Annotated in this window: 13 protein-coding genes; 8 read left to right on the forward strand and 5 right to left on the reverse strand. The window is 43.3% G+C overall.

The annotated features are described in order from the left end of the window. The 5 genes from R7P36_RS07400 to R7P36_RS07420 all read right to left on the reverse strand — a co-directional run. Positions 1-1446 (reverse strand): VWA domain-containing protein (locus R7P36_RS07400; protein WP_318122086.1); only part of this gene is annotated, 1446 nt, incomplete at its 3' end. Next, on the reverse strand, positions 1439-2443 hold the full coding sequence (locus R7P36_RS07405) for a vWA domain-containing protein (RefSeq protein ID WP_025768550.1): 1005 nt from the start codon (positions 2441-2443) through the stop codon (positions 1439-1441). The genes R7P36_RS07405 and R7P36_RS07400, both read right to left, overlap by 8 nt. Then, complete coding sequence (locus R7P36_RS07410; RefSeq protein WP_213899113.1) at positions 2436-2912, reverse strand: DUF4381 domain-containing protein; 477 nt, start codon at positions 2910-2912, stop codon at positions 2436-2438. Before R7P36_RS07410 ends, R7P36_RS07405 begins: the two co-directional genes overlap by 8 nt. Before the next feature lie 37 nt (positions 2913-2949). Beyond that, positions 2950-3876 carry a DUF58 domain-containing protein gene (locus R7P36_RS07415; RefSeq protein ID WP_025768548.1) on the reverse strand — a complete coding sequence of 309 codons (927 nt, stop codon included), beginning with the start codon at positions 3874-3876 and terminating at the stop codon, positions 2950-2952. 13 nt (positions 3877-3889) lie between these two features. Beyond that, the gene (locus tag R7P36_RS07420) at positions 3890-4846 is read right to left on the reverse strand and encodes an AAA family ATPase (protein WP_054578631.1); all 957 of its coding nucleotides are present in this window, start codon (positions 4844-4846) and stop codon (positions 3890-3892) included. Between the two features lie 310 nt (positions 4847-5156). On the opposite strand from R7P36_RS07420, the gene R7P36_RS07425 reads away from it, so the two are divergent. The 8 genes from R7P36_RS07425 (at position 5157) to R7P36_RS07460 (ending at position 14057) form a co-directional block, all read left to right on the forward strand. Then, positions 5157-7073 (forward strand): methyl-accepting chemotaxis protein, encoded by a 1917-nt coding sequence (locus tag R7P36_RS07425; protein ID WP_213899114.1) that lies wholly within the window; start codon positions 5157-5159, stop codon positions 7071-7073. A gap of 56 nt (positions 7074-7129) precedes the next feature. Then, a complete protein-coding gene (locus R7P36_RS07430; protein ID WP_005375165.1) occupies positions 7130-7330 on the forward strand; it encodes a restriction endonuclease subunit S in 201 nt (66 codons plus the stop codon). A gap of 246 nt (positions 7331-7576) precedes the next feature. Continuing rightward, entirely contained in the window at positions 7577-8245 is a 669-nt protein-coding gene (locus R7P36_RS07435) for a LuxR C-terminal-related transcriptional regulator (protein ID WP_021707603.1), read from the forward strand. A 228-nt stretch (positions 8246-8473) separates the two neighbouring features. Continuing rightward, complete coding sequence (locus tag R7P36_RS07440; protein WP_031777174.1) at positions 8474-9130, forward strand: LuxR C-terminal-related transcriptional regulator; 657 nt, start codon at positions 8474-8476, stop codon at positions 9128-9130. Positions 9131-9336: 206 nt separating this feature from the next. Beyond that, positions 9337-9927 carry a calcium-binding protein gene (locus R7P36_RS07445; RefSeq protein WP_213899115.1) on the forward strand — a complete coding sequence of 197 codons (591 nt, stop codon included), beginning with the start codon at positions 9337-9339 and terminating at the stop codon, positions 9925-9927. A 152-nt stretch (positions 9928-10079) separates the two neighbouring features. Continuing rightward, positions 10080-11798, forward strand: a complete 1719-nt coding sequence (locus tag R7P36_RS07450; RefSeq protein WP_025768544.1) for a type I secretion system permease/ATPase — start codon at positions 10080-10082, stop codon at positions 11796-11798. Continuing rightward, complete coding sequence (locus R7P36_RS07455) at positions 11773-13113, forward strand: HlyD family type I secretion periplasmic adaptor subunit (protein WP_005383906.1); 1341 nt, start codon at positions 11773-11775, stop codon at positions 13111-13113. Before R7P36_RS07450 ends, R7P36_RS07455 begins: the two co-directional genes overlap by 26 nt. Positions 13114-13208: 95 nt before the next feature. Beyond that, the gene (locus R7P36_RS07460; protein WP_005375171.1) at positions 13209-14057 is read left to right on the forward strand and encodes a mechanosensitive ion channel family protein; all 849 of its coding nucleotides are present in this window, start codon (positions 13209-13211) and stop codon (positions 14055-14057) included.

Consider the following 14057-nt stretch of genomic DNA (forward strand, 5'->3'; position numbering starts at 1 on the left):
CTGTTGCTGTTGCTGTTGCTGTTGCTGTTGCTGTTGCTGTTGCTGTTGCTGTTGCTGTTGCTGTTGCTGTTGCTGTTGCTGTTGCTGTTGCTGTTGCTGTTGCTGTTGCTGTTTTAGCTTTTCTTCTACAACCGATAGGTTTTTCTTCGCGGCTTCAAAGTTAGGCTTATCCTCTAGCAGTTTTTTATACAAATCAGCCGCATCTTCTAATTGACCATTTTGAGCGAGCGAGTTGGCGAGGTTATAGCGGCCGTTAAGGGAGGCATCATGAGAAAATGCTTCGATAGCGGCTTCGTAGTCACCTTTTTGATAACTGGCGGCTCCTTTCCAGCTTGGGTTTGTAAATAGGTTTTGCGCCTGTTCATACTCACCTTGCTTGTAGAGTTCCGCTCCTTGTTGGTCGGCATTTAAGAACGGATTAGCTTCTGCATGCGGTGTCCACGTTACTGGGACTACAGTCGCAACTAACACCCAAATCAGGCCGCGTCGAAACAGTAAAGCCGCAGGAATAAGTAACAACGGCAGTAACCAAAAGCCACTGTTGAGACGAGAATCAGTTTTAACTTCTTCGCTTTGGGTCGCAGAAAGCTGGCTACCAATGTTATTAGTAAAGGCCGCGATATTTTCAACATCACGGTTGGTGTGCTGAATAGGAACAAATAGACCGCCAGTTTTATTCGCTAGCGTCTGTAGATTTTTCAGGTTTGTTTTCGCTACGACGGTTGTGCCTTGTGCAGTTTTTAGCAGAGAGCCATCGGGCAGCGCGATAGGCGCACCGTTAGGAGTCCCGACGGCAAGAACAGAAATGCGAAACTTTGTACCTTGGACTAAATCTAACGCGCGAGACAGCTCTGACGTATCAAGATCATCCGCTAACACGATGATATCGCCTTGTTGCGTGCCAGCTTGAGAAAACTGGTTGATCGCAAGTTCAATCGCGGCAGGCAGGTTTGCTCCTTGAAAAGGCATCAGCTCTGGTGACAAATTTTCGATAATGCCCGCAAGCGTGCTGGAATCAGTTGTCAGTGGACTTAAGTTATAGGCATCGCCAGCGTAAGCAATAAGTCCAGTGGCTCCCTCTTTCCATTTAGGCAGCAAATCGAGCGCCTTATAACGTGTTTGTGCTAACCGATTGGGTTTGATGTCTGTAGCAAACATAGAGCGAGACATATCAAGCACCAAGATTCGGTTTTGGTTTAACTCAAAGCTTGGTCGAGCATTGGACTGCCAGCTTGGCCCCGCTAATGAAATGCAAGTTATTGCCCAAGCTAAACCCCATAGAGTGAAGTAATGCTTAGACTGCGTGTTTTGTCCGAGCATCCGCGATAGGTGAGGGGCAATCAGTGTGGACTTTTGGGCTCTAAATTTGTGATTAAGCAAGAGTGCTATAGGGATCACGATGAGCCCCAAAAGCCAATAAGGATTGAGGAAAATAAACTCAGCCATGTTTTCTCCTTAATAGGAATAACAATACCGATAATACAAATGCAGCGCTTAATGGATATGGAAACCATTCAGACTGTGGGCGCCAAGTTTGTGTGTCGCTAGATACGGGTTCTAGCTGGTTGATGGTGTCATAAATCTTTTCGAGCTCTTCCGTATCTCGCGCTCGAAAATATTGTCCACCTGTCACCTCTGCCACTTTAGTCAGTGTTTGTTCATCTAAGTCGGCTGCGGTGTTGACTTTGCGAGTCATGAAAAACTCTTTCACCATCATTTCACCAGCGCCCACGCCCACGGTGTAAATAGTGGCGTTGTATTTTTTCGCAATTTCCGCTGCTTCTAGCGGCTCGAGCACCCCTGCAGTATTGCTGCCGTCACTGAGCAAAATCATGACTCGTTGGGGAGCATCACTGTCTACAAAGGTTTTTGTGCCTAACCCAATACCATCACCAATGGCGGTTCGTTGACCAACCAAGCCGATGACGGTTTGATTAATCTGTTGCATGACGCTTTTGCGGTCTGCAGTGAGTGGTGTTTGCAAATAAGCATGGTCGCCAAACAAAACAACTCCGAGACGGTCACCTTTTCTCTTTGCTACGAAATCAGACAGAACTTTTTTGACTGCTGTGAGGCGATCGATATATTCGCCGTTGAGTTCCATGTCTTCCTGCTGCATCGAACCGGACAGATCGACGACTAACATCAAGTCCCGATATTTGGGTTGGAATTCAACGGGATCGCCAAACCAAACTGGACGCGCACAAGCGACGACAAGAAGGCCCCAGATCGCGATTGAAAGCGCTTTTTGCAGGGCTTGCTTAGGTTTGCTGCTATTCTCATTAGTTGGTAAGTACGCCAATTTGATCTCGGCTTGTTGAGATTCTTGTGGCAGGAACTTGTATACCAGCCAGGGGATGGGCAACAAAAACAGTGCCCACCACCAGACAAATTCAATGTTTAGCCATTGGGCAAGATCGGTTATGAGTGTTTGCTCAGTCACGGTTATTTGCCTTTTTCTTTGGTGGCAAAGCGTAGGTTATCCAAACGACACAATCGTCTACCAAGCTTTGATGATGCCCTTGGGAGGAATTCTGATACAACGCTTCTTGCCACTGATGTTGTTTGTCTACGAATCGACTCTCTTTGGTATGGCTATCGAGAAATTCATACCAAGCGATTCCGGTTAATGGTGCGATCTCTTCACGCGGAAAGTAACTCAATGCTGCCTGGCGCAATATTTCCAGAGCAGAAGAGGGGGTATGAGGCGCGGTAGGTTGAGTTAAAAGTGTTAATGCTGTCTTTTTTGCGCGTAAGTGTTTTTTACGCCATCTCACATAAAGACAAATGCCGAAAACGAAGAGCAAGGTGGCTGCAAGCACCACCCACCATCCCCAAGCGAGCGGAAACCAATCCGGTGCGTTTGGCAAAATCAAAGGTTCAAGGTCTAGGCTTTGGTTGTTTGTTGTCATTATTATTACTGCTTAATAAATACTGCTTGTCAGTTTGTTAGCTTAATTGTGAAATTAAGGGCCAGCCACTTGATAGCGTGTTAAATGGAATTGCTATCGAATGGCACTGCTGCTTAATGGTTTCTTGATGTTGGGTAAAGTGGCTTTCGAGTTCTCTTCGTTGTCCTTTAGAGCCAAAGTTAAACCATTGACTATGCAGCCCATCCGAAGCTTTCACTTGACCTCTAAAGTCTGTTTCGCCTCTTTCTAACGGATCATAAAACTGAACGGCCCTTACGCTATTGTGTTGTTTGAGTCGACGTAGTTGTGCCAGTTCCGTTGGTGTTACGTGGGCAAAGTCACTGAGCATAATCAATTCGCTGCCTTTTGGGGTGAGCGTATGAAGTGTCTCCAATACTTGTGTATAAGGCAGTGTACGAGTGTCGTTGCTTGCAGTACGAGTTACTTGCGCATTATGTATGTCGACTATGGCGTTAAGAATCCGCAGCCCTTGTCTTTGTAAAGAAGAGGGGCGAAATTCAAGACATTGATGTCCGTCATCAATCACTGCGCCGATGCGATCTTTTTTAGCTAGAGTTAGCCAAATTAGAACACTGGCAAAGTGGGCCAATTGAACGGATTTGAGTACATACTTAGATCCAAAATGTAGACTAGAACTTAGATCAAGATAAAGAATGACCGCTTGCTCTTTATCTTCTGCAAACAACTTTGTATGTGCTTTACCGGTCCTAGCGGTGACTCGCCAATCAATGCTGCGAATATCGTCGCCAGGTTGATATTGGCGTACCTCCATAAAATCCATACCTCGCCCTTTTTGGCGACTGGTATGGTTACCACTCATCTGCGACCAGAGACTCTGTGCTGGTGGTAACCAACGTACAGATTGAGTGCGATATTGGAGCAGCTCTTCAAGGGTTAATGTCACCCCATTCGCATGAGGTGGTAATGAATGTGTAGCGGACATATCACTCACCTGTTTATGCACTGCCAACAAGGTTTAGCAGTTTATCGATGACCTGGTTTGCCGTAATGCCTTCCGCTTGAGCGTGATAACTCAACAATAAACGGTGGCGCAGTACCGGATAAGCCATGGTTTGAACATCTTCCGGAGAGACAAAATCACGACCAGCAAGCCAAGCGTGCGCACGTGCACAGCGATCAAGAGCGATGGTGGCACGCGGACTCACACCCATTGACAACCACTTGTCCAACTCAGTGTCATATTCGTTGGCTTGACGTGTCGCCATCACTAAACGGACGATGTACTGCTCTATCGTTTCCGCCATATGAATATCCAACACTTCTTTACGTGCGGTGAATATATCGTGTTGGCTTAACATTGGGCGTTCAACCTTTGCTTCGCCTTTTGCTTCTCCGCGGTTAATACGCAAGATAGACAGCTCATGCTCCGCATCTGGGTATTCCACTTCTAAATGCAATAAAAAGCGGTCTAGCTGCGCTTCAGGAAGGGGGTAGGTCCCTTCTTGCTCTATCGGGTTTTGAGTTGCCATAACCAAAAACAACTCTGGCAGCGGGTAGGTATGACGACCTGCTGTGACTTGTTTCTCTGCCATTGCTTCAAGCATTGCCGCTTGTACTTTGGCTGGCGCACGGTTTATCTCATCCGCAAGAATAAGCGAGTTGAAGATAGGACCTGATTGGAAAGTGAATTCTCCGGTTTCGGGACGGAAGATATCGGTGCCGGTTAAATCGGCTGGCAGCAAATCAGGGGTGAACTGAATGCGGTGGAAGTCGCCTTCAACACAGTCTGAGAGTGATTTTACTGCACGGGTTTTTGCTAACCCAGGAGGGCCTTCAACTAAAATATGCCCATCCGCAAGAAGCGCAACAAGCAGTTGCTTTACCAGATCTTGCTGTCCGATGATCTGCGACTCTAAGTATTGCTGAAGAGTTTCGAAGTTAGATTTATGCATGCTTTGGACTCTCGGTATCCATATGATTTTCGTGTTGAGTATTGGTCATTTTCCATGTGAAAAAAGTTCCAACGCTCTATTGCAATTTATCTTTTCAATATTGGGACGCTACAGAGAATTGCAAGTACGTGCTATCTCTGAAAGTGCTTATTTGACAGTGTGTTACATTTATTTTTCATAATATAATGAGAAATGCCTCTAGTTTTGTATATATGAGCCGATAAAGATTCCGTGGTGTGCGTGTCATGAGATATGCACCTGATTCCCCTTGTGGGGCCAATAACAAGTGATTCTTTTAAAAGGTCCGAATATGTTGAAACTTCATTCCTTGAGCATCAAACAGAAGGTTGTACTTGGCATTACGTTTGCTGTTCTAGCATCAACAATCATTGTTGGTGTTATGGCTCAGCGTCATGCGAGAGATGTATTGAGCCATCGTCTTATTGACATCGAGCTACCTGCGATGTTGCAGCAAATCAATACCGAAATTGACCGCGAAGTTGTCGAAATGCAACAAGCGGCAAAACAGCTGGCTACAAACGAATTTATTGTTGAAGCCCTATCTAATACAGACCGTGATCCGTCAGTAGAAGTTCAGTTGGTTCAGCAGCTCAATAACGTTAAATCACAGTATGGTCTTAATGATGCTTCGGTAGCGAATCGTCAAACGGCATATTACTGGAACCAAAACGGGTTCTTACGTCAACTTAACCAAACGCAAGATGCTTGGTTCTTTGGATTTACGTCGTCTGGTCAAGAAACGTCCGTGAGTGTGTTCCAAGAGGCAAATGGCGAAGTGAAAATGTTTGCCAATTTCCAAGATCTTAATGGTACATCAATGTCAGGTCTCTCTAAATCTATGGGAGATATGGTTGCTTTGCTCAATGGGTTTAAAATTGAAGATACGGGTTACGTGTTCCTCTCTAATGAACAAGGCCAGATTCAAATACACCGCCAACAAGGTAAGAACCAAACTTCTATCACTAAACTATTTGGTAGTGACGCAAGTGCGCTGTTGAACAAAAATAGCTTCAACCTAATTAATGTGGAGTTTGAAGGGCAGGATACTTTTGTTTCTAGTTTGTATGTTCCTTCAATGAACTGGTTTGTTATTGGCGTGGTTCCCGTTGATGAAGTATTCGCAGACCTGAATGCGACAGCTAAAAAAATGCTGTTTACGACCATCATTGTTGCCGTTGTATTCATCCTCATGGGCGTATGGTTAGCAAACAGCATTACGAAACCAATCCGACTGATTGCCGATCGTTTTACCGACCTTGGGCAAGGTGAAGGCGATTTGGCGCAGCGTATTGAAATTAAGGGTAATGATGAAATTGCTCAGCTTTCAAAAGGCTTTAATGGATTTATTGAGAAGATTCATGCCACGATGAAAGAGGTTGCTTTAACCAGTGGCTCATTAAGTCAAGCGGCAGAAAGTGTGTCAACGAAAGCAACATCCACACACGACAACAGCCAAGAGCAGCGTGATCAAACCATTCAAGTAGTTGCAGCTATCAACCAAATGGGGGCGACCATCAGTGAAATTGCATCGAACGCTGCTACCGCGGCTGATACGGCAAATCAGGCTTCAGATAACACTCAAACTGGTCGAGAAGTTGTGATGAAAGCAAAAGAGGTGATCAGCCGCCTAGCCGATGATGTTGAAACAACCAATATTGTTGTGACGCAGTTGGCATCGACAACCAAAGATATTGGCTCGATTCTGGGTGTAATTCGTGACATCTCTGAGCAAACGAATTTACTTGCGCTAAACGCTGCAATTGAGGCTGCTCGTGCTGGTGAGCAGGGACGTGGTTTTGCGGTTGTTGCTGATGAGGTAAGAAACCTAGCTTCACGCACGGCTGATTCTACAGAAGAGATTCAGCGCATGATCAATCAGCTTCAAAGTGACGCACAAGACGCGGTAAGTGCTATGGAAGCGGGCAAAGCGGTCACCATAGAAGGGGTTACTTCTACCGATGAAGCAGTCGAGGTCTTAATCAGTATCTCTGAACGAATCACCGACATCTCTGATCGTAATACACAAGTTGCAACGGCGACGGAAGAGCAATCCACGGTGGTGCATACCATTAATCAAAATATCGAAGAAATCAACGCGATAAATGAAATGACAACCGCGACAGCAGAAGAGTTGGCGGATGCAAGTCGCGATCTTCAAGCGCTCTCTTCTCGTTTGGACAAGATGGTTGGTAGCTTCAAGTTATAGAGTTGGATAGAATAGGCGAAGTTTAAAAGTTCAATCATTAATTTTAGGTAAGTACTATGAATGACTTCGAAAAAGAACTAGAGCAAATTTCTCAAGAAACCGCTCAGGAGCCAGAAGTAAAACTGCCGTCGCTAGAAGAGCAAAAAGCGATCGTCGCTGAGCTGAAAAAGCTGGAAGCGGAAGGTAAGCTGACGCCAGAAGTGTTAGAACAACACTTTGGTAAGTTTAACCAAAAAAACGCAGTTCCAATCCACTAAGTTAGGTGGTGTTTTGCCTCTAACGTGCGTGATTAAATCACCTGCTCAAACACAAAAAGGGAGTTTATACTCCCTTTTTTAATGTCTGAAAAATGCTAATACCTCTCATATACTTGCCACTTAAAAATTATTGACACTTCAATGAGTTATTAATTAGTACTAGTGATTTTCATACTTGACAATACTACCGCTCTATCTAAATCTATTGCGTATTTCAATAAAAACGACCAAGGGAATGCGATCAGGATGGAGCAGCAAAAAAAAAGAAACGTTATTTTAATCACGGAGGGAAGTCTACAGTCATCTCTGTTGAAAGATGTATTGGAGACCAAACTCGGTATTAGTGTTGCTCTAATCACGCCAGATAATCTGATTCACGGAGTGTTACATGAATCTCTTGCATCAGCCATTATTGTTGATTGCAGCGTGATCACGGATGAAATTTTTCGCCGTTATGCGGAGTTTAAAGCGGCCAAGCAGAAAGACACGCTTGAAATCTTAATTAATTGTGAGCAATCCATATCGACAGAAGACCTCTTTGCTTGGCGTACTTTGGCCGGTATTTTCTATACCTCTGATGATATAAAAACGTTGCAAGTTGGTATTGGTAAGGTGCTTCAAGGAGATATGTGGTTCAGCCGTAAGTTTTCTCAGCAGTATATTACTTACCTTCGTCGACATTGCAAACCTATAAATAAGAATGTTTCCGCTATTTTGACCAAACGAGAGCAACAAATAATTACCTTTCTTTCCATGGGGGCGTCCAATCAACAAATCGCCGAACAATTATTCGTCAGCGAGAATACGGTAAAAACGCATTTACATAATATTTTCAAGAAGATTGATGTGAAAAATAGAGTTCAAGCACTTATTTGGGCAAAGGAAAATATTTCAGACAACTCGTTAACGGTGTAATGCTATTGCAATATTAGGTTGCCTAATTTAGTAAACTCTTAATAATTTCAGTGACCTGAATGTGTTAAAAGTGTTTCTTTTATGAGAAACACTTTTTTTGGTTCTCTTTTTAATAACTTTAGAATTTAAAAAAGTAGCAAATAACTTTACTCTGTGAACTAGGACTTACATATCAAACTAAGTGCTGACGATTAACTACTAATTTAAGAATGTTAAGTCACTGAAAGTATGAGAAACATTATGGAACAGTATATGGAAAAGCCTGAAATCCTAATGCTCACTCAACAAAGTTTACAGAGTGAAAACTTTAAGGAAATGCTTTCTAAAAATACAGAAACTAAAATAACGATCATTGATACTAAAAACCCTAGTTATCATGAACTCATTCCGGAACGCTACTTTTTGCTTGTTGATTTTTCAGTTGAGATTCCTTCCGAAACTTTAGTTTATTTAAAAGATAGTAATAAAGTGCTAGGAACCATAATGCTTAATCTAGGTTATGACTTAGACACAGAAGAACTCGCTTCTTGGCCTCATGTAAAAGGTATATTTGGTCCAGGAGATTCAATGGACAAGGTTTGTCAGGGATTAAAAGCAATAATAAAAGGGGATAATTGGCTGTCTCGAAGATTACTTGATCAGCTAGTAAATTATTATCGAGGCAGAGAAGTAAATAGCATTATCGAACCTGCTATTGAGGTTGAGCTTACTCGGCGTGAAGTTCAGGTTTTAAAAATGTTGAAAGAAGGTGGTTCAAATATGGAAATCGCTGATTCTTTATTTATCAGCGAGCATACTATTAAATCACATCTATACAATATTTTTAGAAAGTTAGAAGTAAAGAACCGTACGCAAGCTACAAGTTGGGCTAAGAGAAACCTGTAGTACTAGTATTAACTTGCTGTATTTAAAAGAAAATGTCCTATAAAGTACTAAATTTTATATTTATTATTAAAATGTCAGTCTGAAATATCATCCCATATTCAAACTTATTCCTATTCAGTTGACTATTAGACTTCTCATGTCGTGACGAATCTAGTCAGACGTGGAACAGAAGGTCTATTCAATTAATAAGCTAAGAGGGAATAAAAATGAGCGCAAGTGACAATGACACGTATTTAGGCGATGCAGGTGTAAATAACCAATTTGCTGATTTCGATGGCGGCGATGATTTGTTTATCGGTTTTGGTGGTAATGACTCGTTTGTTGGCGGTGGCGGTAATGATTATGTGATCGGCGGCGACGGTGATGATCGCCTAATTGGTGGTGCTGGAGATGATTTGTTAAAAGGTGGGATTGGTGATGATCTATTAAAAGGAGGTTTTGGAAACGATAAGCTTTTAGGTTTGTTGGGTGATAACAAGCTATTAGGAAACACTGGTGATGATATTCTTGTTGTAGGGGCTGGAGATAACATATTGGTAGGTGGGAGTGACAGTGACAAGTTTGTGTTCACGGATAAGTTTGGTGGCCATGGCGAAGCAAAGGTTATGGATTTCACCATTGGTGAAGATTCTTTGCACATTATTAGCGACTCGGTTACAGCCTTCGGTGATTTAAGCTTTAGCTACGATGCAGTTGGGAATGCAGTGTTTACCGATGGGGCTGATCTAACAGTGAAACTTATTGGCGTGACTGAAACTGACATCAACACCTATGGTGCAGATCTGTTCGTAATCTAAACGACTGAAAATAACTCTGGATGGGAATTAGTTTGCGTGGCTCTGCCATGCTGAAGCGAACTAACCGGACACTCTAGAGCGATTTGAGGTTACCTTAAGCTAGGCGCTAGTATTTCTGGCGCCTACAATTTTCACGTTAAACGGAAGTAGTCGTGCAAAAAACGGTTTTCAAAGAAGTGAAACAAAAACTATGCACGCTTGCGGGCTTGCTGATCGTTTTTAGCCTTTTTATCAACTTATTGGTTCTCTCGATTCCGCTGTACATGCTTCAAGTGTACAACCGAGTGATATCTTCCTACTCAACCGATACTTTATTCTTGCTCACTGTCATCGTAATTGTCGCGCTGTTAACCATGTCCATCATCGACATTGCACGAGCACAAATGAGTAAATCTTTTGGTTATTGGATGGACACAAAACTCTCCGCTTTCATGCTCAAGCGCACGATTCAATATCAATCACATACCGGGAAGAGTTATACCTCGCAAACTCTGAGAGACATTCAGAACATCAAAAGCTTTTTGAGCAGTCAAGCACCTTATCCACTGTTGGATGCGCCCTGGACACCGCTGTTTATTTTATTTGTGTATTTATTGCACCCGATACTAGGTCACATAGCGTTACTTGGATCTATCGTATTGTTTAGCCTAGGTCTACTCAATGAGCTGATGACGCGTAAAACAATGCAAGAGAGCGAAGTCAGAGCGATTTCTCATATCAACAACGCTGAATTAGCCACGCAAAACTCCAATTCAATTCTCGCAATGGGGATGATGAATGCATTTTTAGAGAAGTGGCAGTCGCGCGTGAGTGAAGTGAATGTGCTTGAAGAGCGAGTTGCAGGTAAGTCCATCTACATGGCTAACTTTTCTAAGTTTGTACGTGGCTCATTACAGATATTTTTACTGGGAGGTGGTGCATGGTTAGTTATCCAACATGAGATAACGGCAGGGGCGATGATCGCGAGCTCCATATTAATGAGTCGGGCATTATCGCCGATGGAGCAGGCGATAGGCACGTGGCGAAGCGCGATGTCTGCTAAAGGCGCCTATAAAAGGTTGAAAGAAATCGATGCGATCGTGCGCCAAGATGAATCAGATATGCCACTGCCTAAACCAAAAGGACACTATGAGCTTTCCGGACTGGCCTATCGCCATCCTGGAGCAACTGAACCAGTGCTCTCATCGCTCAGCTTATCGATTCCTCCGGGTGTTGCTGTTGGGGTGATTGGCCCTTCTGGTACGGGTAAATCGACGTTTGCTCGGCTGCTATTAGGTACGGTTAAGCCGTTAGCGGGTAAAGTGACTCTTGATGGTATGGAAGTCTCCGTATGGGCATCTGAAGATCGCGGCGTACATTTTGGGTATCTCGCTCAAGAGGTGGAGTTATTTCCTGGCACAATTCGAGAGAACATCGCACGCTTTAAAGAAGAAGACCCCGCTAAAGTCATCAAGGCGGCGCAACTAGCAGGATGTCATGAATTAATACTCAAGAAAAACAAAGGCTATGATTGCATTATTGGTGAAAATGGCCGTGGTTTATCTGGGGGGGAAAGGCAGAGAATCGCTCTTGCAAGAGCCGTTTATGGCGACCCATCTATTGTGATTTTCGATGAAGCGAATGCCAACCTCGATGGTGAGGGAGAGGCTGCATATCAACGTTTGATTGCCCATTTAAAAGCACAGAGTACAACGATTATCGTCATTGCCCACAATCCGAGTACGTTGCGACAAATGGATAGGCTGTTGTATTTGGCTGACGGCCGAGTCAAGTTATACGGCGCTAAAGATGAAGTATTAAAACGTTTGATGGGCGAAGAAAGAACAGATATCCCAAGGGTAAGAAATGAGCAATCAACTGCCAACCGTTAATCAGAGTTCTACCGAGATCGTATATCGTTTTAGCCCCAAAGCGAGACTAAGCTTTCGAAAACCAATTTTACTCGGTGTGGTGACCTTAAGTGTTTTTCTTGGAGGTCTTGGCTACTGGGCTGCAACAGCCAAGTTAGAAAGTGCAGCGATTGCTTATGGTGATTTGTCAGTTCTCACTAAGCGACAAGAAATTCAGCATTTAGAAGGCGGTATTATTGAAAAGCTATATGTACAGGAAGGGGATTTAGTCGAAAAAGGTCAGTTATTAATTCAACTTTCTAAGCGTCAAGCTATGGCTAAGTTGGATTCGTTAAGTGGTCGTTTTATCCATACTCTAGCAAAGGAAAACCGTTTAAGTGCGGAGCTTGATGAGCTTCCAACGATTGTATGGTCTGATGATCTTGAGAGCATTCCCCGTGTCGATATCGTCCAAGAAGCACAACTGGTTCAAAACAAGATCTTTGAAGCGAGAAAGCGATTCTTTGATAGTAAACTGAGTATCATTGAGCAGAGTATTTCTGGAGCAAATTTAGAGCTTGAAAACCTTCAGCAAACCAAAGTGATTGAGACGGAACGGCTCAACTTTATTGCTGAAGAAATAGATAGTAACCAAGCCTTGGTGCAAAAAGGTTTCTCGGGGAAATCTACCTTACTTCAACTCAAGCGCCTAGCAGCGGAGGTGAGAAGTACCTTAAGCCAGTTAGACAGGCAGTCGCTCACCGTTAGAAAAAGGTTAGATGAGAACCTAGCGCAAATTGAAGAGTTGAAGCTTGAAAGGCTGAATGAGATTGTCGAGGAACTACGAAATACCAAAACGGAAATTGTCGCAATTCGGGAAGAATATCGCTCCGCTCAAGATATTGTCGCAAGAACGACGATCAACGCACCTATTTCTGGTCGCGTAGTCAACATGCAAGTGTTTACCGAAAAAGGTGTGATTGGCTCGGGTGAAACGTTACTAGAACTGGTCCCGCAAGACGATAAGTTGTTAGTCGAGGCTCGTGTTAATCCTCAGGATATTGATTTAGTGAATCCAGGCCAGCAAGCGCATGTTCGTCTGACCGCTCTGAATGCACGGACGTTGGCACCTTTAGACGGTACTGTGCTGACGATTTCTGCCGATAAGCTCTCGCAAGAAAACCAAGAAGATTTTTATCTCGCTAGAATTGCAATTTCACCGGAAGATGTGACAAAACATCGTTTAACCTCAGGCATGAATGCCGAAGTGCTTATTTTATCTGAGCCACGAACGCCATTGAGCTACCTAATAAAGCCAATTACAGAAAGCATGAATCGCGCCTTCAGAGAGGAGTAATTTCAAAAAGACTTGAGTGAGCACGGACAACAGACAAAATAATTTGTTATCGTTAGCTGTTACTGGGCCGTATTTTTATTCGAGGGAGCCGTGGAATGGAGAAAGTGCAGTTAGTTGTCGATTTTCTTCTCACTCATAAATTGATTTTTACCGCACTGATCTTTGCGATTATGTGGTTAATTCGTCGTGCAATTTTATCGATGATTCGTGGTGATCACGCTTTTCTCTCAGAAGATCAGCGTAGTTGGATGTCCAGAACTAAAAATGGCACCTTTGCTGTTACATTACTGATTTTATTTATTTTATGGCAATCAGAAATTAACGAGTTTGCTCTGAGTGTAACGGCGATTGCCGTTGCCATTGTAGTGGCATCCAAAGAAATCATTTTGTGTTTTACGGGTTCGATTCAAAGAGCAAGTTCACGTTCTTTTCGCGTTGGGGACTGGATTGAGGTCGGGAAGTTATGCGGTGAAGTGATTGAGCACAATATGATGGCGACGGTGATTCAAGAGATCGACCTGCATCATGGGCAATATCATTACACCGGCAAAACAGCGACATTGCCTAATAGTATGTTCTTTACCTATCCAGTAAAGAACCTCAACTTCATGAAGCGGTACGTTTACCACAACTTTTCTGTAGTGGTGAAAGACTTCGTCAATTTGTATCCACTGCTACCGATTTTAACTGATAAAATTGAAGAACATTGCAGTTACTTTGCTGATGTTGCACATCGTTACAATGCGATGATTGAAAAACATGCCGGTGTTGACCTTCCTGGTTCTGAGCCACATATGCATATTTCTAGTAACATTAATGGTGAACAAATTCTGCACGTGATGATTTTCTGCCCAACCGATAAAGCGAACCACTTAGAGCACTTAATTCGTAAGGACTTTATGGAACTTTATGAGCAACGTTTTCCTGTAGTGCGAGAAGAATAG

The organism is Vibrio sp. 397 (assembly GCF_033339395.1).
In the GTDB taxonomy this organism is placed as follows: Bacteria; Pseudomonadota; Gammaproteobacteria; order Enterobacterales; family Vibrionaceae; genus Vibrio; species Vibrio alginolyticus.